This window comes from Exiguobacterium sp. s89 (genome assembly GCF_018617735.1).
GTDB classification, from domain to species: Bacteria; Bacillota; Bacilli; order Exiguobacteriales; family Exiguobacteriaceae; genus Exiguobacterium; species Exiguobacterium marinum.
Genome location: NZ_JACSKS010000002.1, coordinates 262,072 through 282,985, shown reverse-complemented (window position 1 = coordinate 282,985; position 20,914 = coordinate 262,072). Strand labels below are relative to the sequence as shown.

Annotated in this window: 20 protein-coding genes; 8 read left to right on the top strand and 12 right to left on the bottom strand. The window is 49.8% G+C overall.

From position 1 onward, the window contains the following. The first annotated feature begins 118 nt into the window (after window positions 1–118). The 3 genes from KNO96_RS07460 to KNO96_RS07450 are packed head-to-tail and all read left to right on the top strand — an operon-like array spanning window position 119 to window position 2,563. Complete coding sequence (locus KNO96_RS07460; protein ID WP_012727304.1) at window positions 119–457, top strand: UDP-N-acetylmuramoylalanyl-D-glutamate--2, 6-diaminopimelate ligase; 339 nt, start codon at window positions 119–121, stop codon at window positions 455–457. A gap of 25 nt (window positions 458–482) precedes the next feature. Then, a complete protein-coding gene (locus KNO96_RS07455; RefSeq protein ID WP_012727305.1) occupies window positions 483–1,157 on the top strand; it encodes a response regulator transcription factor in 675 nt (224 codons plus the stop codon). Next, window positions 1,154–2,563: a sensor histidine kinase gene (locus KNO96_RS07450; protein ID WP_214703200.1), complete on the top strand. Its 1,410-nt coding sequence runs from the start codon at window positions 1,154–1,156 to the stop codon at window positions 2,561–2,563. The genes KNO96_RS07455 and KNO96_RS07450 overlap by 4 nt, the downstream gene beginning before the upstream one ends. An 18-nt stretch (window positions 2,564–2,581) precedes the next feature. Here the strand turns inward: KNO96_RS07450 and KNO96_RS07445 are convergent, their stop codons facing one another. Together KNO96_RS07445 and KNO96_RS07440 are read right to left on the bottom strand one after the other, a co-directional pair. Then, window positions 2,582–3,526 carry a F510_1955 family glycosylhydrolase gene (locus tag KNO96_RS07445; protein WP_214703199.1) on the bottom strand — a complete coding sequence of 315 codons (945 nt, stop codon included), beginning with the start codon at window positions 3,524–3,526 and terminating at the stop codon, window positions 2,582–2,584. Between the two features lie 58 nt (window positions 3,527–3,584). After that, window positions 3,585–5,603 (bottom strand): heavy metal translocating P-type ATPase, encoded by a 2,019-nt coding sequence (locus KNO96_RS07440; protein WP_214703198.1) that lies wholly within the window; start codon window positions 5,601–5,603, stop codon window positions 3,585–3,587. Window positions 5,604–5,736: 133 nt separating this feature from the next. On the opposite strand from KNO96_RS07440, the gene KNO96_RS07435 reads away from it, so the two are divergent. Together KNO96_RS07435 and KNO96_RS07430 are read left to right on the top strand one after the other, a co-directional pair. After that, on the top strand, window positions 5,737–7,257 hold the full coding sequence (locus tag KNO96_RS07435) for a multicopper oxidase family protein (protein ID WP_214703197.1): 1,521 nt from the start codon (window positions 5,737–5,739) through the stop codon (window positions 7,255–7,257). A 158-nt stretch (window positions 7,258–7,415) separates the two neighbouring features. After that, complete coding sequence (locus tag KNO96_RS07430) at window positions 7,416–8,561, top strand: sensor histidine kinase (RefSeq protein ID WP_214703196.1); 1,146 nt, start codon at window positions 7,416–7,418, stop codon at window positions 8,559–8,561. A 24-nt stretch (window positions 8,562–8,585) separates the two neighbouring features. Here the strand turns inward: KNO96_RS07430 and KNO96_RS07425 are convergent, their stop codons facing one another. Next, on the bottom strand, window positions 8,586–10,028 hold the full coding sequence (locus KNO96_RS07425) for a carbon starvation CstA family protein (protein WP_214703195.1): 1,443 nt from the start codon (window positions 10,026–10,028) through the stop codon (window positions 8,586–8,588). Between the two features lie 239 nt (window positions 10,029–10,267). Here KNO96_RS07425 and KNO96_RS07420 point away from each other — a divergent pair, with 239 nt between their 5' ends. Together KNO96_RS07420 and KNO96_RS07415 are read left to right on the top strand one after the other, a co-directional pair. After that, on the top strand, window positions 10,268–10,411 hold the full coding sequence (locus KNO96_RS07420) for a hypothetical protein (protein ID WP_026825140.1): 144 nt from the start codon (window positions 10,268–10,270) through the stop codon (window positions 10,409–10,411). 90 nt (window positions 10,412–10,501) lie between these two features. Beyond that, entirely contained in the window at window positions 10,502–11,587 is a 1,086-nt protein-coding gene (locus tag KNO96_RS07415; RefSeq protein ID WP_214703194.1) for a GGDEF domain-containing protein, read from the top strand. Window positions 11,588–11,631: 44 nt separating this feature from the next. Here KNO96_RS07415 and KNO96_RS07410 read toward each other — a convergent pair whose 3' ends face one another. From KNO96_RS07410 to KNO96_RS07380, 7 genes are all read right to left on the bottom strand, one after another. After that, entirely contained in the window at window positions 11,632–12,345 is a 714-nt protein-coding gene (locus KNO96_RS07410; protein ID WP_214703193.1) for a glycerophosphodiester phosphodiesterase, read from the bottom strand. Further along, complete coding sequence (locus KNO96_RS07405; RefSeq protein WP_214703192.1) at window positions 12,308–13,615, bottom strand: ABC transporter substrate-binding protein; 1,308 nt, start codon at window positions 13,613–13,615, stop codon at window positions 12,308–12,310. The genes KNO96_RS07410 and KNO96_RS07405 overlap by 38 nt, the downstream gene beginning before the upstream one ends. Before the next feature lie 16 nt (window positions 13,616–13,631). Then, the gene (locus KNO96_RS07400; RefSeq protein ID WP_214703191.1) at window positions 13,632–14,441 is read right to left on the bottom strand and encodes a carbohydrate ABC transporter permease; all 810 of its coding nucleotides are present in this window, start codon (window positions 14,439–14,441) and stop codon (window positions 13,632–13,634) included. Further along, the gene (locus KNO96_RS07395) at window positions 14,438–15,343 is read right to left on the bottom strand and encodes a carbohydrate ABC transporter permease (protein WP_214703190.1); all 906 of its coding nucleotides are present in this window, start codon (window positions 15,341–15,343) and stop codon (window positions 14,438–14,440) included. The genes KNO96_RS07400 and KNO96_RS07395 overlap by 4 nt, the downstream gene beginning before the upstream one ends. After that, window positions 15,340–16,431 carry an ABC transporter ATP-binding protein gene (locus KNO96_RS07390; RefSeq protein WP_214703189.1) on the bottom strand — a complete coding sequence of 364 codons (1,092 nt, stop codon included), beginning with the start codon at window positions 16,429–16,431 and terminating at the stop codon, window positions 15,340–15,342. Before KNO96_RS07390 ends, KNO96_RS07395 begins: the two co-directional genes overlap by 4 nt. Continuing rightward, on the bottom strand, window positions 16,428–17,024 hold the full coding sequence (locus KNO96_RS07385; protein WP_214703188.1) for a glycerol-3-phosphate responsive antiterminator: 597 nt from the start codon (window positions 17,022–17,024) through the stop codon (window positions 16,428–16,430). The genes KNO96_RS07390 and KNO96_RS07385 overlap by 4 nt, the downstream gene beginning before the upstream one ends. Before the next feature lie 192 nt (window positions 17,025–17,216). Next, a complete protein-coding gene (locus KNO96_RS07380) occupies window positions 17,217–18,698 on the bottom strand; it encodes a cryptochrome/photolyase family protein (RefSeq protein ID WP_214703187.1) in 1,482 nt (493 codons plus the stop codon). A 64-nt stretch (window positions 18,699–18,762) separates the two neighbouring features. On the opposite strand from KNO96_RS07380, the gene KNO96_RS07375 reads away from it, so the two are divergent. Beyond that, the gene (locus KNO96_RS07375; protein WP_214703186.1) at window positions 18,763–19,392 is read left to right on the top strand and encodes a class I SAM-dependent methyltransferase; all 630 of its coding nucleotides are present in this window, start codon (window positions 18,763–18,765) and stop codon (window positions 19,390–19,392) included. Between the two features lie 107 nt (window positions 19,393–19,499). Here the strand turns inward: KNO96_RS07375 and KNO96_RS07370 are convergent, their stop codons facing one another. Both KNO96_RS07370 and KNO96_RS07365 read right to left on the bottom strand, forming a co-directional pair. Beyond that, a complete protein-coding gene (locus KNO96_RS07370) occupies window positions 19,500–20,081 on the bottom strand; it encodes a GGDEF domain-containing protein (RefSeq protein WP_214703185.1) in 582 nt (193 codons plus the stop codon). Between the two features lie 137 nt (window positions 20,082–20,218). Then, the gene (locus KNO96_RS07365; RefSeq protein ID WP_214703184.1) at window positions 20,219–20,914 is read right to left on the bottom strand and encodes an N-acetylmannosamine-6-phosphate 2-epimerase; all 696 of its coding nucleotides are present in this window, start codon (window positions 20,912–20,914) and stop codon (window positions 20,219–20,221) included.

The window sequence follows — 20,914 nt, the reverse complement described above, 5'->3', positions numbered from 1 at the left end:
TCTATACTCAAACCCGCCTATTTCTCCGTCTAATCGTACTCTTAACGCTTTTCACTTCTTTTTCACAAACATCGGGTACACTAGTGAAATTGAGTTCATGCAAGGAAGGAGAACGATGATGCAAGAGCGGACATTGCGTGACGTACTAGCAACACTTGATTCTGTTTTATCTTGGTCCTATCTCGATCACCCGGAAGAAATGACAATTCGCGGAATCGGAACGACACCAGAAAAAATAAATAAAATGTTTTTATATATATGCAAGCGCCCAATCAATGAACGTGGCGTCGATTTAGTGAGGGCCGCCATCCGAAATGGTGCAGTAGCCATCGTCACGGATCGACCGATTGACGCGAGAGTACCCGTCATTTACTGTCGAGACGTCGAACGCGCACGTGAACAACTACAGACTCTTTTCGCCATGGAAGGAAATCACGCAAAGCACACGGAACGATAATAATAAGAGGAAGGAGGAATGCAAGATGAAGATTCTCATCGTAGACGATGAAGAAAAAATGAGACATTTGATTCGTTTGTTTCTTGAAAGTGACGGCTACTTTTGCATCGAGGCGAGCGATGCCCGTTCCGCACTCGACAAAATCGAAGAGCGACCGGATCTCGTCCTTTTAGATATTATGATGCCAGAAGTAGATGGGATCTCACTTTGTCGTCAGTTAAAGACGATGGATCCTGCATTACCTGTCGTCTTGTTGACGGCACGTTCAGACAATGAGACGACCATCCAAGGATTAGATGCTGGAGCGGATGATTACGTCACCAAACCGTTCGATGGTAACGTGCTCCTCGCTCGTATTCGTGCCGTCTTGCGCCGGACCCGTGTCGTCAACATCCAATACGGACCACTACGTTACGATGAGGAGAGCGGACGCGTTTTGTATGAAGAACAAGAGATTGTCCTCACACCGAAAGCGACGGCCATCTTGAAACTGTTCCTTCAGCACCCGAATCGACTCTTCAATCGCCTAGATTTATTTGATCTCGTCTGGCCCTACTCTGCAGAATCCGACCCTCGCACAGTTGATGCGCATATTCGTATGATTCGAGAAAAGTTAGGAGATGCAGGATTTCCGATTGATGATTATTTAAAGACGGTATGGGGACGTGGATATCGATGGACCGAGGAGCGTTCCGGATGAAGCGAAGTCGTAACAGTCTACCGTTTCGCATCAGCCTCATCTTTCTCCTATCAACCCTATTGATTGAAGGTGTGTTGTTTCTTCTCCTCTATCACACGCTTCTCGGCGAACGCGTTGTAGAAGAAATCAATCGCCTCGAATCTCGGGCCGAGAGCCATGCGAGCGTATTAGCAATGAATTTTTCCGAAGAGACGATTGATCATGTAGCGACCATGGAAAGTGAGACCGATACGAAAGTCGCCATCACTGATCCCACGCATCATCTTCTTCAGACTTCACGCTTCTTTCCCCAAGTCCTTGCCGATACAGTCGATTCTAAAAAACAAACTGGCCCCTTCGACGACACGACTGTCCTAGAGGACGACTGGGAAAACGAACCGTATTTGAGCGTTCGTACGCCAATCACAGATGATACCGACAGACGGTATGGATACGTCTATATGTTTTTACCGACCGAAATCATTCATGGAATTAGCCATCGGCTCCAGTGGCGATTCCTATATATCACGGCGATCGCGCTCGTAACGACCGTCTTGACGTTCATCCTCTTGAGTCGATTGATTTCAAAACCAATTCAATCATTGAAACAAGCAACGGAGAACGTATTGACAAACCCAGACGATTTACGGTTACCGACGAATCGTGTCGACGAAATCGGTGAATTAGCGCGTGCCATCGAATCGATGTCAGTGGAACTATCAAGACTACGGCGGGAACGTCGTCAGTTTTTATCCGACCTATCGCATGAAATCAAGACCCCTCTCACTTACTTGAGGGGTTACGCCGAAATCGCTTCGAAAGAAGGCACGCCCGAATCATTACGCAAACAGTCGATTCAAACGATTTTAGATGAGAGCCGGTCGCTCACAGAGCTCGTCGAAAATGCGTTTCAATTGGCACAGCTCGATGAAAACACATTCTTGTTGCACCGAGAAGAAGTGACCGTCACGACGTTTTGTGCGGACTTACGTCGAATGCTCGATACGATGTTCCGGATGACGACGATTCACTTCGATGCTGCACCGAACACGGGACAACAAGACATCGCTCTTACATTGGATCGGCACCGGATGCTCCAAGTCTTCCGCTCCATCGCCCATAATGCGATTGAACATAGTGAGGCCTCTCATGTCTCCCTACGCTCAAACGTCACGGACACTCACCTGATCCTGACCATTACAGACAATGGGAAAGGCATTCCTGAAAAAGATTTACCTCACATTTTTGACCGCCTGTATCGTGTGGAAAAATCACGGTCCCGACAGACCGGTGGCAGTGGACTCGGACTCGCCATCGCTGACCAAATCGTCAACCGTCACGGCGGAGAATTGACAGTCACGTCTGACGCATCGGGCACTTCTTTCACCATCATGCTTCCACTCGACAAAAAGACGCCTATCCTTTAATGGAAAGGCGTCTTTTGATCAGTTGAGCTCACCTTTGTCGAGGCGCATCTCCCATTCCCCGTCTGTAAACTCATATACGCTGTTATCCGATGTGACGAGCAACATGTGCTCCTCTTTGACTGCCAATTTGATTGGCACAGCATCCGCTTGAAGCTCTGGAAGGTTGAACGTCTCTGTCGACTCATCGTCTAAGTTGAAACGAACCCCTTCGAAAGAACCATCTGTCTGTCGTACGTAGGCCAACTGTCCCTCATCCGCTCCGACCGTGACAACTTGTTCTGCTTCAACAAGTGGCTCGAACGAATCTCCAGAGTCATTCGAAACGAGGATGCCGGACGGCCCGTACAAGAAGACGCGCTCCGCATCCGTCGCATCGGCGACGATACCTGCCACTTGCGCTTCCTCTATTCCTTGCACCTGCATCGGTTCAAATGAGCTCCCACCATCGATGGAACGATAAAATCCCGGTTCTAGCTCCGAGGTCGCTTCTTCCAGATAAACGTAGAGTGTACCTGTGGCATAACCGGCGCTCATATAGTGAAAATCTGCCTCTCCTTCAAGCGACCGACTCTCGAGTACCACCCCATGATTTTTTCCATGCATGACCCCAAGTGGATTTTTGAAATCTGTCCGACGATCGGGGTGACCGCTCGCATAAAATCCATCCTCGACGACTTCAAACCCCATATAGTCATGGCGATTTGTCGGAAGCGTATACCAACCGTCTTCTCGATATTCCATCAACCCGGCATGAGTTGCGATGACAGGACGTTCGTCGTCTTGCCAAAATCCTGCCCCGTGGATGTGGGAGACCATTTCATCCGCTCCCACGCGTTGCCACATGTCCTGTGTCGCTGTCGTTTCGTTTTCTGATTGATTTGTATCCGATGGTTCCTCTTCTGCTCCACACGCCGACAAGAGCAGGGGAGTCAGTAATAGTGATAGCATAAACGTTCGTTTCATCTCAATCCCTCCATCATTAGCATCCCATCTAGCATACGTGCTAAAGATGAAAAACTTGTTAAATCTTCAAAAGTCGGGCGTTGATGGCGACAATGATTGTACTTAGACTCATCAAAACGGCACCGATGGCTGGTGATAGGATAATGCCAATTGGTGCCAACACGCCCGCAGCGAGTGGGATGGCGACGATGTTGTAACCAGCGGCCCACCATAGATTTTGAATCATCTTACGATACGTGTTTTGTGAAAGTTCCAAAATCGATAGGACATCTTTCGGATTACTGCGGACGAGGACGATGTCTGCCGTCTCGACGGCAACGTCTGTCCCGCTCCCGATTGCGATTCCGACATCAGCTTGCGCTAAGGCCGGGGCATCATTGATCCCATCTCCGACCATCGCTACTTTGCTGCCATCTTTCTGGACGTTTTTTACCTGGTTCGCCTTGTCGTCTGGCAATACTTCGGCATACACGTCATCGATACCGAGCTGACCCGCGACCCAATGCGCGACCTTCTCGTTGTCCCCCGTCAACATGATGGAGCGGATGCCTTTTTCACGAAGGGCCTCGACGGTCTCCCTCGCCTCTTCCCGTACTAGATCGGCCATCGCAATCATACCGACCCATTCACCGTCCTTCAGGACAAAGACGACGGTTTTGCCTTCTTCCGATAATCGCGTGAACGTTTCTTCATCGATTTGAATGTGTTGATCACGGATATGACGTGGACTGACGACTTGTATGTGCGCACCGTCAACCGTTCCTTCTAAACCGACACCTGTGATGGAGCCAAAATGATCGACAGCGGAGAGCTTCAACTCCCGTTTTTCTATTTCTCTCAATACTCCTTGTGCGAGTGGATGTTGCGACTCACGCTCAACCGATCCTGCAAGTTGTAACACGTCTTCTTCCGTATAAGATGAGCTCGCCTGTACGTCCGTGACGCCGAAATTCCCTTCCGTCAACGTACCGGTCTTATCAAAGATGACGGCATCGAGTCGACGTGCTTCTTCAAATTGGGTCCGATTACGGATGAGAAGACCTTGTTTCGCCGATAGCGCTGTCGAAACTGCGACGACGAGCGGTGTCGCCAGTCCGAGTGCATGCGGACACGAGATGACCATGACCGTCACCATCCGTTCGACCGCCGTCCCTACCGAGTAGCCGAGCATGAACCAGATGGTGAACGTGATGACTCCAGCAGCAATCGCGATGTAGAACAAATATTTCGCCGCACGGTTTGCCAAGTTTTGAGCCCGTGACTTCGATTTTTGGGCTTCGCTCACCAACTCGATGACTTTTGACAAATACGTAGTTTCTCCCGTACCGATCGTTTCAATCGTCAAACTCCCTTCTTGGTTGATGGAACCTGCGATGACGTCCTCACCTTCGGACTTTTCGACCGGGACCGATTCACCTGTCAACATCGACTCATCGATTGTCGTCTGCCCTTTGATAATCTTCCCGTCTACCGGAACCTGTTCCCCTGGTTTGACGAGAATCCGATCTCCTTCTTTAAGCTCAGAGATCGGGACGTCCTCCGTCTCTTCCCCGTTGATGCGATGCGCCTCGTTCGGTAACAGTTGGACGAGTTGCTCCAACGCATTTGACGCCCCCATGACCGAACGCATTTCAATCCAGTGACCGAGTAGCATGATCACAATCAGTGAAGCGAGTTCCCAAAAGAAGTCATGTCCACTTCCGTATCCAAAGACGACAGCGGCACTATAGAAGTAAGCGACACTGATTGCCAAGCCGATCAGCATCATCATACCCGGGCTACGATCCCGCAGCTCATCCACACTCCCTTTTAAGAATGGCCATCCACCGTATACATACACAATCGTCGCTAAGACAAACAAGATTGTTTTTTCAAATGGAAAATCAAGTTCAAATCGAAGCCATTCTTGAATCATATCCGACAACAGGAGGATCGGAATCATCAAACCGAGCGAAACAAAAAAGCGCCGTTTAAAGTCTTCAATCATATGTTCATGTCCATGTCCTCCGTGATGAGAATCATGACTCTCTTCATGGTGTTCATGATGTTCGTGATGTTCGTGATGTTCATGCTCCATTATTCATCCTCTCCTTTATACGGATGATATACCCCTGTGCGGTATATTGATAAACGAATTTAGGCTTTCATGTTTCTTTCACAATTAAGTGGTAAAACAAAGTAAGGACTGATAGATAAAGGAGTGTTAAATGATGAAATCAAAAGGAATATGGTTCCTATTAACGGGGATATTGATCGGGATCATTCTAGTTCTACTGTTCGTCTTATTCAATGGAAGATGGAACATGAACAATATGAATCATATGTGGGACAACAATTCAACGTTTGAACAGATGGATGATTATATGATGGGCAACGATGGAATGACAGGAAATGGCGGACCGATGGGACACGGAACGACGCAAGCAATCGAGGCATCTGATGAACCGGAACAATCGCTTCCGATTCCCTCCCCCTTGAAACCAAACCGCGTCACGGACAGTACCGTCTATTATACGGTAGTAGCAGATGAAGGAACGTCACAGTTCTTTCAAAATGGAAAATCGACAGAAACGCTTGGATATAACGGAAACTTACTCGGACCGATGCTCGAGCTCCCAAAAGGAAAGACAGTCGTGATTGATACAATCAACCGATTGGATGAACCGACAACGTTCCACTGGCACGGTCTTGTCATCCCTGCCGAAATGGACGGAGGGCCGCATCAAGCTATAGCAGCGGGCGACCGTGCACAAGTTCGACTCGATATCGACCAAGAGCCGAGTACGCTTTGGTTTCACCCCCATCCGATGGGCGCAACAGCTGAACAAGTTTACAAAGGGCTCGCCGGTCTTCTTTATGTGACCGACGATGCACAGAGTGGTCTCCCGAATGACTATGGTGTCGACGACATCCCGCTTATCGTACAGGATCGGCTCTTCACAAAAGATGGTGAACTTGACTACGATGCTCATATGAACGTCGACGGGACGACGGGCGATACGATTCTTGCGAACGGAGCCATTAATACAACGTTTGATGTCCAAACCGAAACGCTCCGAGTCCGCCTTGTCAATGGTTCGAACGCGCGCGATTTTGACTTTACACTATCGAATGGGGAAAACATGACGCAAATCGCGGCAGACGGCGGGCTGTTGGAACAACCGGTTTCTTTGAAGACCATCTCGTTGACACCAGGTGAACGGGCCGAAGTGTTAATTGATTTTTCAGAAATAGAAGATGATGTCGCCTTAGAGGCTGATGGAGTATCTTTCACTACGTTTCGTGTTGGTGAACTCGACAAAGCGTCCATCGATATACCAACGAGCAAGAAAACACCGACTCCAGTGAATACGAAAACAGACCGTCAGCTCACCTTGTTCGGGATGGGGAACATGGTGTCCATCAACGGCGATACGTATGATCCAGACCGAATCGATATAAAAGTGAAACAAGGGGACACAGAGATATGGGAAATCGAGAACAAACCAGACATGATGGGCGGGATGACGCATCCCTTCCACATTCACGGTGTCCAGTTCCGAATCATCAGTCGAGATGGCAACCCACCAGCCGATTATGAGAAAGGTTGGAAAGACACGGTAGCCGTCGCTCCTGATGAACGGGTAAAAATTGAACTTACCTTCACCGAAACCGGCACGTTCATGTATCATTGCCACATCCTCGAGCATGAAGAGAACGGGATGATGGGACAATTAAATGTGACCGAATGACCCAACACCTCTCCGTTCACTCAACGGAGAGGTGTTTTGCATGTCCGTCCCAATTTCGGTACGTTTCTGTTAGGACTATCGCCTGTATAGGGATTCCCGCTCGAATGTCGTATACTAGTTGTGAACGACTGTACAAATGATTGCGAGGAGGTAGGTTGATGCGCCGATTTCGTAGGGTAGTACAAAAGCGATCCGCTCGTCAAAAACAGGAACGTCACACGTTCTCCATCGCTTCCGTTGTGGAAGAAGTGCAGGATGCGATATGTTATATCGATTTTTCGAAACACCGTCTTTATACGAATCACCTGCTTCGTCACTGGTGCCCTTCGATGATGACACAATCGTTCACTTCCATGGAAACGTTAACTCGTTTCCTCTATACAATTTTTGAAGAGCATGGAGCAGATATGGCGCAAGTTGCGCACATGATTCAAGAATTGCTCGAGTGCGAGACCGAGACATGGCCAAGCATGACGTCACGACGCGTTCGGTTTGATGACCGGACGCTACACCTGATCTTCAACTTCACCCGAACACCAAGAGGCGTCTTCATCATGTGGCGTGACCAAACCGAGACCGTTCGCTTTGAAGAACGAAGAAACGCGTTTATCGCTGAACTGTCCCATGACTTCCGTACTCCTCTGACTGCCATTCATGGCTATACTGAATTGTTGATGAACAATCATGATGGTAATGAAAAAACGTCCAAAATGTTGCGGCATGTCAAAGAAGAGGCAGAGCGGTTAGATCGACTCGTCGATAACTTCCTCGATTATCAAAAAATTGATTATTCGGCAGAACAACTGGCCGTCACAACCTTTCCTCTTCTTCCTTTGCTTAAAGACATCACGGAGAGTTATCAGGCCATGTCACCAAATCATGAAGTGACTTACGCTGCTCCTCCCATCCATATTCAAGCAGACGAAGAAAAACTGAAACAAATGCTCCATAATCTGATTGGAAATGCGATTAAATACTCCCCTGAAGGAGGAACTGTGCACACACAGGTCGAGAATCAGGCAGGTACCGTCACCTTATCCGTCTCTGACACAGGAATCGGAATTCCAGCGGATGCACTCCCATATGTCTTTGATGAATACTATCGTGTCGATTCGAAAGCCCATCACACCATTAAAGGAACAGGGCTCGGTCTACGTATTTGTAAGCGAATTGCCGAGGCCCATGGTTGGGGAATCCATGCGGACTCCGTTTATGAAGAAGGTACGACATTCACGATTGAATTGCATGCACGTCACGCATCTTCTTATGTTCGTACGCCACCATACGTGAAAAGGTTCGACTGATACTTTTGATCAGCCGAACCTTTTTCATGCGACTTCTTTCACTGGAATGTCACACTCCATCTGTGCCGCCCGCATCGCGCGTGCCCGCTTATGGAACAAGAAGAGCAGCACGAGCGTCCCGAGTGTCGAGATGACGTACGGCAGGACCCCATCAAGCTTGAAGCCGATCGGCGCCGTCAAGATGTAGAACCAGACCGCATACAACATGAACGTCCCCGGAAGGAGCGCGATGTAATGGTTCTTCCCCTTGATGTACAGGTACATCGCCCCGACGAAGAGCGCGATGACCGCTGTCGTCTGGTTCGCCCAGTTGAAGTACTGCCAGAGCATCTGGAAGTCCATGTTCGTGAGCACGTATGAGATCGCGAAGAGTGGGAGCGCGATCCAGAGGCGTGACGAGAACTTCTTCTGTGCGACCGACAAGTAGTCCGCGATGATCATCCGGGCGCTACGGAACGCCGTGTCGCCTGATGTGATCGGCAAGACGATGACCCCAAGGATCGCGAGCGTCCCGCCGATGCTACCGAGCATGAGTGTCGCCACTTCTTGGACGACGAGTGCCGGCGTCCCTGAGTTGATGAGCCCGAGCAATTCACCCGGCTCGAAGATGGCCATCGCCGCCCCGGCCCAGACCATCGCGATGACCGCCTCGGCGATCATCATGCCGTAGAAGATGGAGCGGCCGTTGCTCTCGTTCATCGTCGTCCGCGAGATGATCGGCGACTGTGTCGCATGGAAACCGGAGAGCGCCCCACATGAGATCGTGAAGAACAGGAGCGGCCAGACCGGCAGGCCGTCCGGATGCATGTTCGTCAATGTCATCTCTGGAATCTTGTATCCTTGGGCGAACAAGCTGACCGCGATCCCGATGGCACTGATGACAAGTAATGCCCCGAAGAACGGGTAGATGCGTCCGATGATCTTATCGACCGGCAGGAGCGTCGCCAAGATGTAGTAAGCGAATACGGCGAAGATGACGAACATGAGCGTCGAGGCGTCCCCGTCGAACAAGTTGTTGATCATGTTACTCGGAGACGTGACGAACACCGTCCCGACGAGTAAGAGAAGTAAAAGTGCGAACCCGTTGACGACATGGCGGAGCGAGCGCCCGAGGAACTTCTCTGCCAGTTGTGGCAAGTGTGCCCCGTTATTCCGCAGGGAGATCATCCCGGTCAAATAGTCATGCACCGCCCCGGCAAAGATGGACCCGAACACGATCCAAAGGAAGGCGACCGGTCCGTAGAGCGCTCCCATGATCGGCCCAAAGATTGGTCCGACGCCGGCGATGTTCAGTAATTGAATCATCGAGTTCCGTTTCTTGCCCATCGGCACGTAGTCGATGCCGTCCCGGGAAGCGTAGGCGGGCGTCGTCCGCTCCTCCTTGATGCCGAACGTCTTCTCGACGTAACGACCGTATACGAGATAACCAAGTAATAATATTCCTAAAGCGATGAAAAATGTAATCATGTAGGATGCCTCCATTAAAGATTGAATTGATTTATTGTGAAAAATATCACATAAACAATATAGCAAGAGTTTTTCCCTTTGAATAGACAGATTGTTCATTTTTTCACATGTTTATTTATCTGTTCATTATTTGGACAAACCTCATGGTTGAGCCATTTTCATGAAAGCGTTCTCGGAATTGCATGAAGGATTGCATTTGCGGGAATAAGGATGGCAGGACAAAGAAAGGGTGACAAATCATGAAACAACGTGGATACTTATCGATTCCGGTCGCTGTTGTGTTCGCTGTCGTATTCGGTCTCACGCTCGACAACTGGTGGCTCGGGATTGGGATTGGCATCGCCATGTTCTTCGCGTTTCGAGGTACGAAGAAAAAAGCGTGAAGACTATATGATTTTTGCACATCTTACGATTGACATTATTTTGCAGACTGCTACGGTTAACGTATAGTCTATGAAAAAGGTCGTGAAAGAATGACGCTCACTGTTCTATTGCTCAATGCCTGTGTCGCATTCACCGGGTTTTATGTGATTTCAAAAATTTATCACTCTTCTCTATTTAATTCACAGCGTCTCCGTGGCTTCATCATCGGTTTGATGGCAGGTGCGCTAGGTCTTTTTTTAATGTATAACGCCGTTGAAGCCAATGACACAGTTCGTGTAGATTTACGTCACCTACCACTCGTCTTACTCGCTTTTTACGGAGCCCGGTCTCCATTGTTAATTGCCACACTTGTTATCGCGAGTACGCGTTTCTTGTTTGGGGTGACCGAGCAGGCTGTGATTGCCTTTATCGCGACGTTCATCGTCAGCATCGGCATGCTTTGGATTCACCGACTTTTGTTAGAACGTTTCTTCTTTCAAAGTATCTTTTTGAACGTATGGGCGCTGCTCGTCATCTCAATCGCTGTCTATATCAATATGGGATGGAGTGCGGCGTATGTGTCACTCGTTTTGACCATTTGGATGGTCGGCATGCTCGTCGGGCTGCTCTCGAGTACGCTCACGATTGATTTAGAGAAGACGACTCGACGCGCGCTCGAGTATAAGCAATCTTCCGAACGAGACCACTTGACCGGATTGTTCAATCGTCGAGTCTGGGATCGTTATACCGCCACACTTGGAGAAGAAAATCGTACCTACAACGTCCTCGCTCTCGACATCGATCATTTCAAACAAGTGAACGATACATATGGTCACGGTAATGGTGATCTCGTCTTGCAACAGTTTGCTGACATCCTTAAGGTGGAGACACGTGCCCACGATACGGTCGCTCGCATCGGCGGAGAAGAATTCGTCATCTTGATGTACGACTTGACCCCAAAAAAAGTGGATAAAGTGGCCAATCGCATTCGGGAACGAATTGCCACTGAAGTATTTTATTTAAATAACTTTCCTCCGATTCAAATCACTACATCTGTAGGTGTCGCCCATGGTACCGCCCTTTCCATCAAGCGTATGGTCGACCTTGCGGATTCAGCGCTCTATCAAGCGAAGAACGAAGGACGCAACCAAGTCGTCGTCTCGACTTATGAAACATCAGAACCAATCATGACATGAATGAACCCAGCTCCCTCTATTGAAGGAGCTGGGTTTTCGTTTGCTTATTTCACGAACCGTTCGACTTCATCCGTCATGATGGCTGAAACTGGAAACGGAGGTAGGTCCTTCACGTTGTTAATTGTGTAGAGACGTGCCTCAAGTGACGTGCGCCTCATGTCTTCCCATGCAGTTGAACCGATAAATTCAACCTGAGCATGAATCGCCTCGGCCCGAATCGTCTCAGCAAAAGAGACGATGTCCGACTCGCCCGTGAGCGTCAAGACCGCAAGACGTGCGTGGGGCGCCACATCCCGCATTCGGACGAGCGTCTCCCGATTGAATGAGGAGAAGACAACTCGATTAGTCAGCTGAAACTCGTTGACGGCGAGCCAAGCGAGGCGTTCGATGCCCGGATACGCGTATTGGTCCGTCTTCAATTCGACGTTCAGCGTGACGTCACTCCGTTCAATCAATCCGAGCACTTCTTCTAGCGTCGGAATGTGTTCGTACCCGTCAATCTTCAACTGACGTAGCTCTTGGAGTGTCATGTCTTTCACCCATCCGGTCCCGTCTGTCGTCCGGTCGACGGTCTCATCATGAATGACGACGAGGCGACCGTCCTTTGATAACTGTACGTCCAGCTCGATTCCGTCCACGTACGGGAGAGACGCCTCGAACGCCGACAGTGTATTTTCCGGGTAATTGGCGCTATAGCCACGATGTGCGTAAATCAACATCTCATTGCCCCAAGGTGGAAGTCGTCTCGTCAGCCGCACGCTTCAATGCCTCTTCGACCGACACGCCTTGATACAAACTTTCCATCGCGTTGACGACGCTTTGACGTGATTGCGGGAATGTCGAGATGAGCGCACCTTGTGTCGCCGGTGACGCCTTCGTCTCACTGAGTTGGTCGACCGTCACTTTGAGCTGTGGATATTTCGCCCACATCTCTTTCACGACTGGTTCGTTGTACGCTTCAGGATTGATGGCGAAGTATCCTGTATCGACATGCCACTGCGCTTGTGCTTCCGTTGATGACACATGCTTCATGAACTCCCATGCACCTTCTTTCGTTTCGTCAGCAATCCCGTCACCCATCCAGAGTGAAGCCCCTCCAATGACGACACCTTGACGATCTGCTTCATTCGGTACTGGTAAATACGATGCGCCGATTTCAAAGTCTGCGTTGTCCGCAACGGTCCGGATTCCTGCTGACGAATCAAGATACATGGCGACTTTTCCAGATTGGAATGCCGCACGCATATCGTCCCAGTTCTGACCGACGTTTAGGAACGTCTCCTCATCGTACATCTCTTTGATGAGGTTGAACGCATTCTGACCTTCTTCCCCATCGAACACCGCCTTCGTCGGCTCATCGCTTCGTCCGTTATCGTTGTCGACGTACAGCCCACCTTGTGCAGCCACGAGCTGTTCAAAGAACCAACCATAGTTGAGCATCGTGAAGCCGGTCTGACCGTCCGTCGTCAACTTCTTCGCCGCCTCTTTCAACTCGTCATACGTCCGTGGCGCCTTCTCCGGGTCGAACCCTGCTTTTTCAAACGCCTCCTTGTTATAGATGAGGACCGGTGTCGATGAGTTGAACGGCATCGAGTATTGTTTGCCATCGACCTGATAGTAACTCAAGATATTCTCTTCCCACACACTCGTGTCAAAGTCCTCTTTGTCGATGAACTCCTGAACTGGTGTAATCTTGTTCGAGTCAATCATGTATTTCGTCCCGACCTCAAACGTCTGCATGATGGCAGGCGCGTCTTCCGAGCCGGCGACCGCATTGAACTTCGTCAGCGCTTCCTCGTACGTTCCTTGAAAGATTGGCTTCACTTCATAGTCGTCTTGCGAAGCATTGAACGCATCGACCTGACTGTTTAATGCTGTCTCCAAGTCACCGCTCATCGCGTGCCAAAAGACGACCTCTGTCTTTCCTTCTTCCGTCGTCGCCGCGACCGGCGCCGCTTCTTCACTTCCACATGCCCCGAGTAGTAACACCGAACTTGCCAACCCTGCGAATAATCCAAGCTTTTTCATTTGTCATGTCCCCCTATTATTTGATTGCGCCTTGCGTCAACCCTTCTTGCAAGTGCTTTTGTCCTGCGAATAACAATAAAAGTGTCGGAATGATAATCAAGATGACCGCCGCCATGACGACGCCCCAGTCCGAGGCGACCTCGTTCGACTGCATCTGCTTGATTCCGATTTGGACCGTCCTCGCCTGTTCCGTGTTCGTGACGAGAAGCGGCCATAAGTACATATTCCAAGTCGTTAAAAAGCTATACACTGACAATGTGACGAGCGGTGTCTTCGAGACCGGCAAGACGACGTTCCAAAAGAAACGGAAGCGACTGATTCCAGCAATTTGGGACGCCTCGTACATCTCATACGGAATCGTTTTAAACTGTTGCCGAAGTAAGAACGTCCCGAATGCGAGTGCGAAGAACGGCACAGACAGTCCCCAGACGCTATTCAGCCAGCCGAGCGACTGGATTGTCAAAAAGTTTGGCACCATCGTCGCTTCCCACGGCACCATCATCGTCGCCAGGAAGAGCATGAAGATGAGCCCTTTTCCTTTAAAGTCGATGAAAACAAAGGCGAACGCCGCTAGACTCGACAAGACGACCTGTCCGACCATCACGAGGAGCGCGACGATCAAACTGTTGAGCAGGTATGTCATCATCGGGATGCGCTCGAACGCGGCCACATAGTTTTCAAATGAAGGCTCACGTGGAAGCAGATGCCCTTGGAGCACTTCCTTTCCGTCCATCAGACTGATCGAGAATGCGTACCCGATTGGAAACAGCATGACGGCGGCACTCAAGATGAGTAAGATATATACGCCTACATTCCGTAATCTCATTGGTAATGCACCTTCCTTTCGACCAGTTTGAACTGGAGCCATGTCAACAGAAGGACGGCAATAAACAAGAGCACGGCCTGGGAACTGGCACTCCCGACGTTGTAGTTGATGAACGCATCTTTATAGATAGCATAGACGATGACGTTCGTCGCATTCGTCGGTCCGCCTTTCGTCAACAAATCAATCTGCCCGAACGTCTGGAAGGCGTTGATGAGTGAGATGATGCCGACGAAGAAGAGTGTCGGCGACAACATTGGGATCGTGATGGCGCGAAGTTGTGTCCAGTAACTTGTCCCGGCGATGTCCGCACTCTCGTATAGCGTTCGGTCGATGTTTTGCAGACCACCGAGCAGAATCAAGAAGGTGAAGCCGATATTCATCCAGACGGTCGCGAGCGACACGGAAAGGAGCGCATATTGTGGATCAAGGAGCCACTGGACGCCACTTGCCCCCACTGCCTCGAGAAACCGGTTGAAGATACCGATCGACGGATTATACATGAACATCCAAATGACCGATGACGCCGCGACGCTCATCCCCATCGTCGCCGAAAAAGCCGTTCGGAAGATGCCGATTCCTTTCAACTTCTCATTGGCGAGGAGTGAGAGACCGAGCGCAACGAGAATCGTGAGCGGGACCGTCAAGAGAACGAATCCAACCGTCGCCTGAATGCTTTGCCAAAATGCCGCACTCGTGAACAGGTTGCTGTAGTGCCCCACTCCGACAAATTCGAGTGGTGTCCCTTGTGTGTCGGTTCGGAAAAAACTTAAATAAATCGTTCGCAGAAGCGGGTAGACAAGGAAGACACCAAACAAGACGATAGACGGAGACAAGTACAACAATCCGCTCGCTGCGTCCGACAGTCGCGTGTGGACTTTCTCTCTCGGTAAGGCGACCGTCATTGGAACACCTCCAACGCCTCAAACAGTTTCGGTTGTCGTGGCTCAATGCGCTGCCCGTTCGTATCAAATAGCGACATCTGTTTCGGGTCCACATAACACGCCACTTTTTCTCCGACGGTGAGCGGCCATTGTCCTGGCCATTTCGCCAACCATTCATTACCACCGACATCGAAGGCGAGAATCGTCTCGGTCCCGAGTACTTCGATGTTTTTCAACTCTGCATAAAACGTCACGTCTTCGTCTGCCGGTTTAATTTGTTCCGGACGTACGCCGAGCGTCGCCTCTGACATTTCTGTCAATGCGTTCGGATGGAACAGACGTCCGTCCGCTGCCATCCACCCTCTCTCTTGTCGGGTGACCTCTACTAAGTTCATCGGGGGCGATCCGATAAACGAGGCGACGAACGTATTCGCCGGTTTGTTATATAAGTCGAGCGGCTTTCCGACTTGTTGCACTTCTCCCTCATTGAGGAGCATGATGCGGTCCGCCATTGTCATCGCCTCGACTTGGTCGTGGGTGACATAAATCATCGTCAGTCCGAGTTTTCGCTGTAACTGGCGAATCTCTGAACGCATCTTTGCCCGTAGTTTCGCGTCCAAGTTCGAAAGCGGCTCATCCATCAGACAAATGGGTGCCTCGGTCACGATGGCACGTGCCAAGGCGACACGCTGTCGCTGACCTCCAGATAGCTCACGCGGTTTCCGTTTCAAGTAATCGGTGAGCCCGAGTGTTTCCGCCGCCTGTAGGCAACGCTCCCGCTGTTCAAGCTTCGTCAGTCCTTTCGTATGTAGACCGAACGTGATATTTTTCTCAACCGTCATATGTGGGTAAAGGGCGTAGTTTTGGAACACCATCGACAAGTGACGCTCACTCGGCTTCATCCCGTTCGCCGCCACACCGTCGATGCGAAGCGTTCCGCTTGTGATGGATTCGAGTCCGGCAATCATCCGAAGCATCGTACTCTTCCCGCAACCGGACGGACCGACGAGTGCGAAAAACTCTCCTGCTTCAATCGTCACGTCAATCCCTCGAATGACTTCCGTTTCCCCGAATGATTTCGCCAGTTGTTGTAGTTGTATCGATTTCATGCTAATTCCTCCTTCTGACTTTGTACGTGCCAAAGTCGTTCATCCCCAGTCGATACGGCGAATGCCCCGTGATCGAGGGCGCGGTGCACGTCAATCGGTTGACGAATCATGCCACCCGTCACAATCGGAAAGGAGACTTCCCGGGAAATCTTCTCGACGACGCTCGGAATCAAACCGGGCATCAGTTCGATCGCATCCGGTTGTTGCGCCTCGGCGAGCTTGAGCCCGCTCGTGACAGCATCGGAGTCGACGAGAAAGAGTCGTTGGACCGTCAAGAGCCCCGCTCGCTTCGCATGCTGAAGGACCGACGCTTTCGTGGTGACAATCCCATCGGCGCCGACACGTTTGGCGAGGTAATCGATGCCGTCCCGGTCGAGGCTGATCCCATTGATTCGCTCGGCGTGGAGGAAGACCGTTCGATTCTCTCGCTTCAAGTGCGCCACATAGCGGTCGAGTGTACTAAGCGTTCCCATCATGAGAAACGTCGTCGTCACATCCGTCTGCAAAAACGCCTCGATTTGTTTTGGACTTTTGATGGAGGCAATCATCCGTTCTTGTCCGATTCGTGCAATCGCTTCATTCACTTGAATCATCCTTTCTTGAAAAAAAGGACCAACAGAAACGACACGTCATCGACGTACGGGCTTCTGTTGGTCTCTCAAAGGTTCTACCGGTAACTATTCACTTGGAGTGAGGGGGTCTCACAGCTCCTATCGTAACGAACGATTGTAAAGACACGATAAAGGAATCGCAAAGTTTCATGAAGAGAACGTAAAAAAACCGATTCACGGGGAATCGGTCAATGTCTGTTCGGCTTTCGCTAAGATGTCGGCTTTCACGTCATCATCCCGTCCCTGCCAATTACGGACCATCATCTTCATCCGCTGGTTTTTCGAGAATCGTTCTTCGTGACGATCGATGAACTGCCAATAGAGGGCGTTGAACGGACAGGCGTCGTCTTCTGTCGTATGTTTTGGGTTGTATGGGCAATCCCGACAGTAGTCACTCATCCGGTCGATATATTTTCCGGAAGCGACATACGGTTTTGTGGCGAGCTTTCCACCGTCCGCATGAAGGGCCATCCCGAGTACGTTCGGTAAGACGACCCAGTCATAGGCATCGATATACATCTCGTTGAACCAGTCGCTCGTCTGCTTCGGATTGATTTCAAACAATGTCGCATAGTTTCCGAGCACCATCAGTCGTTGGATATGATGATTGTGGGCATGTGCGACGACCGGTTTCAAACTTTGATGCAGACAGTTCAACTCCGTCTTCGCATCCCAGAAGAAGGACGGTAAGTCGCGTTCATGCTTGAACGTGTTCACGTCTTCATAACCGGGCATGACAGAAAGATAGACGGCGCGCATATATTCCCGCCAACCGAGGATTTGCCGGACGAATCCTTCAATCGACGATAGCGGTGCATCCGCCTGACATGCCGCATTAACGACTTCTCGCGGTGTCAGTAGACCGATATTGATGGCAGCCGACAATAGACTGTGCGACATCTCCGGTTCATCCGTCATCATCGCATCTTGATACGGACCGAACGTTTCAAGTCGTTCTTCTACGAACCGTTTTAGCGCACGTCTCGCCTCGGTATGTGTGACCGGCCAATGGAACGGGGTCACCTCCCCCGGATGTTCCGAGAACGTCGACTCGACTTTTTCGATAACGTCTTTCGTGATTGAATCCGGACGAAAATGAACGGCCGATGGGAACGATAGTCCTTCTTTCGGCGGTTTTCGGTTATCCGCATCAAACGACCATTTCCCACCACGTGGCTTCCCCTCTTCGAGCAAGACATCGAATCGCTTCCGCATGTGGCGATAAAAACGATCCATTCGCCACGGCTCATTCCCGAGCGTCTCGGTCGCTTCCTCTTTTGATAAGTAGAAGAGCGGAACATCCGTATGTTCGACCAGTTTATGCTTCTTCGCGAATTGTTTCAGTTTTTTCGCCATCGGTTCGTCCGTGACGGCGGTGACATGAATTTCGTCCGGACTGTACTGTTTCACATGATTGTCCCATGCCTCTTGGAACGAATCCGCCTCGTGATAATCCACGGTGTATCCTTTATCGCGCAATTCTTCCGCAAAGTGTCGCATCGCAGAGAAGATGAGGACGAGCTTTTGTTTATGGTACGGACGCCACGTCGCGCGCGACGTCGCCTCGATCATGACGATAACGTCATCTTTTTTTACATCCTTCAGCATCGCAAGCTCGTGCGAGAGTTGGTTGCCGAGTATCCAAAATGAACGCATGTTGTTGACTCCTTTGTCTCATCAATATGCTACAATCGAGCTACTTTCAAAGTGAGGTGACAGTATGCTCCCACAAGTGTTCAAAAACTGGGTGGACAGTCAGTATGAAAATCCACGCGGCCCTGTCGGAAAATATATCGGGGAAAAGATGGTGCGCCAACACCGAATTGAAGTCAAATGGACGATTGAACAGTTACATATTCAATCCGGTACATCGATTTTAGAGCTCGGGTGCGGGGCTGGTGATGCGATGGCAACCATCCTTCAACGACATCCTGACGTACATGTCATGGGTCTCGACCGATCTAAAACAATCATCGATTCAGCAAGACAGCGCAATCAGGCTTCGATTCATACAAAACGGGCCAACTTGATCCAAGGAGATTTGCATCAACTTGAGGTGACGGACGCATCCATCAATCACGTGTTCAGCATTCACACACTATATTTCTGGAGAGATGTCACGACCGTTCTGTCTGAAATCGAACGCGTCTTGAAACCGAATGGCACATTTGTCATCACCTACTGTGACGGGAAAGGTGAGATCGAATGGAACGACATCTCCGAGATGGTTCGGAATCAATTCATCCCCGCGGCGGTGAACCTCGGATTCAAGGATGTATCGGTACAACGTGGACCGGACTCCCGTGACTATCATACGGTCGCCGTAATCGGGCAAAAACCGATGCTCTAATCAGTACCCGTTTTTCATTCGATTCCTTCACGACAATCGGTTTCTTGTTGCTGAATGCAAAAACAGAGGCTAAACCAATGAGAATCCATCGGTTTAGCCTATTGGTATTATTGATCAAAATGATAGGTATTCTTCCCGCTCGATTTAGATTGGTACAGTGCAACGTCTGCCTCTTTCAACAATCGACTGAGATCCGCCTGTTCGTCGGAATCATATTGAGCGATGCCGATGCTCGCTGACAACGGGAGATGGTCGTCCCATTCTTTCAATACAGACAAGATCTGTTCAGCATACCCGATGACAGTCTCTTTTGATAACGCGTGTGCGATTTTAACTAGAAATTCATCCCCGCCTAAGCGATACACTTTTGAATCAGGAATCGGCTCTATCAAACGTCTCAGGCGAAGCGCCACTTCTTTCAAGACAAGGTCCCCCTCATCATGACCGAATGTATCATTCACACACTTGAACCCATCTAAATCAATCAAGAACAGTGCCCCACCTAGATTCGGATTCGTCTCAAAATAGTTATACAAGTAATGTCTGTTATAAAGATCCGTCAATTCGTCCCGTGAGGCACGACGTTCGAGTTCTAAATAGTAACTGAACATCCGAACCACTGCTAACTCAATCAAGTCAATCGCTAGTTTATCGAAATTCCGATACATTTGAAACTCATATGAGTGCATATGGCACCTCCACGCTAAAAATCATCCACACTCATTATATCGAACAGTTTGGTCTTTCCCTGTACCGATATATAAAAAATACCTCACGACGTCCATCGCGTCGTGAGGTATTGAATAGCGTCCTGATTGATTCATTCTTACAGCGGACTCTTCAAACTGGAAGCGAGTGCCTCATCAAACCGTGCGGTAATTTGATGCGGGCGAGTAATCGCTCCACCTACGACGACAGCATATGTTCCTAAATTCATACAACGCTTCGCCATCTCAGGTGTCAAAATATTCCCTTCTGCGATAACCGGTCGAGACACGTGGTCTAACACATCTTTTAGAAACTTGAAATCATCATGGTAGAGGAGAGATCCGTTTGTCTCTTTTGTATATCCATGTAGCGTTGTCGAAATATAGTCAAAACCAAGACGATCCGCTTCGATACAATCGTTGAGTGTTGCACAATCCGCCATGATTGCCTGTTTCGGATAAATCGAACGAATGGCATGCACCAACTCTTGAAGCGTCACCCCGTTCGGTCGGAGGCGTTGTGTCGCATCGAGGGCGATTACGTCCACGCCGACTTCAATCAACTCTTCGACCTCTTTCATCGTTGCCGTGATAAAAACGTCACTGTCTTCATAGTCACGTTTGACGATGCCGATAATCGGAACAGCGACCTGTTTTTTAATTTCTTGAATATCTTTCGCTGAATTGGCCCGAATTCCTTTGGCGCCACCTTGAACGGCCGCGATGGCCATCCGTCCCATAATGAACTCACTATGGAGCGGTTCATTTTCTAAAGCCTGGCACGAAACAATCAATCCAGTCGGTAATGTTGTCAT

What these genes read in the sequence shown, in the direction of transcription:
- KNO96_RS07460 (WP_012727304.1), top strand. Translation starts at nt 119, where the DNA reads ATGCAAGAGCGGACATTGCGTGACGTACTAGCAACACTTGATTCTGTT.
- KNO96_RS07455 (WP_012727305.1), top strand. Translation starts at nt 483, where the DNA reads ATGAAGATTCTCATCGTAGACGATGAAGAAAAAATGAGACATTTGATT.
- KNO96_RS07450 (WP_214703200.1), top strand. Translation starts at nt 1,154, where the DNA reads ATGAAGCGAAGTCGTAACAGTCTACCGTTTCGCATCAGCCTCATCTTT.
- KNO96_RS07445 (WP_214703199.1), bottom strand. Translation starts at nt 3,526, where the DNA reads ATGAAACGAACGTTTATGCTATCACTATTACTGACTCCCCTGCTCTTG.
- KNO96_RS07440 (WP_214703198.1), bottom strand. Translation starts at nt 5,603, where the DNA reads ATGGAGCATGAACATCACGAACATCACGAACATCATGAACACCATGAA.
- KNO96_RS07435 (WP_214703197.1), top strand. Translation starts at nt 5,737, where the DNA reads ATGAAATCAAAAGGAATATGGTTCCTATTAACGGGGATATTGATCGGG.
- KNO96_RS07430 (WP_214703196.1), top strand. Translation starts at nt 7,416, where the DNA reads ATGCGCCGATTTCGTAGGGTAGTACAAAAGCGATCCGCTCGTCAAAAA.
- KNO96_RS07425 (WP_214703195.1), bottom strand. Translation starts at nt 10,028, where the DNA reads ATGATTACATTTTTCATCGCTTTAGGAATATTATTACTTGGTTATCTC.
- KNO96_RS07420 (WP_026825140.1), top strand. Translation starts at nt 10,268, where the DNA reads ATGAAACAACGTGGATACTTATCGATTCCGGTCGCTGTTGTGTTCGCT.
- KNO96_RS07415 (WP_214703194.1), top strand. Translation starts at nt 10,502, where the DNA reads ATGACGCTCACTGTTCTATTGCTCAATGCCTGTGTCGCATTCACCGGG.
- KNO96_RS07405 (WP_214703192.1), bottom strand. Translation starts at nt 13,615, where the DNA reads ATGAAAAAGCTTGGATTATTCGCAGGGTTGGCAAGTTCGGTGTTACTA.
- KNO96_RS07400 (WP_214703191.1), bottom strand. Translation starts at nt 14,441, where the DNA reads ATGAGATTACGGAATGTAGGCGTATATATCTTACTCATCTTGAGTGCC.
- KNO96_RS07395 (WP_214703190.1), bottom strand. Translation starts at nt 15,343, where the DNA reads ATGACGGTCGCCTTACCGAGAGAGAAAGTCCACACGCGACTGTCGGAC.
- KNO96_RS07390 (WP_214703189.1), bottom strand. Translation starts at nt 16,431, where the DNA reads ATGAAATCGATACAACTACAACAACTGGCGAAATCATTCGGGGAAACG.
- KNO96_RS07385 (WP_214703188.1), bottom strand. Translation starts at nt 17,024, where the DNA reads ATGATTCAAGTGAATGAAGCGATTGCACGAATCGGACAAGAACGGATG.
- KNO96_RS07380 (WP_214703187.1), bottom strand. Translation starts at nt 18,698, where the DNA reads ATGCGTTCATTTTGGATACTCGGCAACCAACTCTCGCACGAGCTTGCG.
- KNO96_RS07375 (WP_214703186.1), top strand. Translation starts at nt 18,763, where the DNA reads ATGCTCCCACAAGTGTTCAAAAACTGGGTGGACAGTCAGTATGAAAAT.
- KNO96_RS07370 (WP_214703185.1), bottom strand. Translation starts at nt 20,081, where the DNA reads ATGCACTCATATGAGTTTCAAATGTATCGGAATTTCGATAAACTAGCG.
- KNO96_RS07365 (WP_214703184.1), bottom strand. Translation starts at nt 20,914, where the DNA reads ATGACAACATTACCGACTGGATTGATTGTTTCGTGCCAGGCTTTAGAA.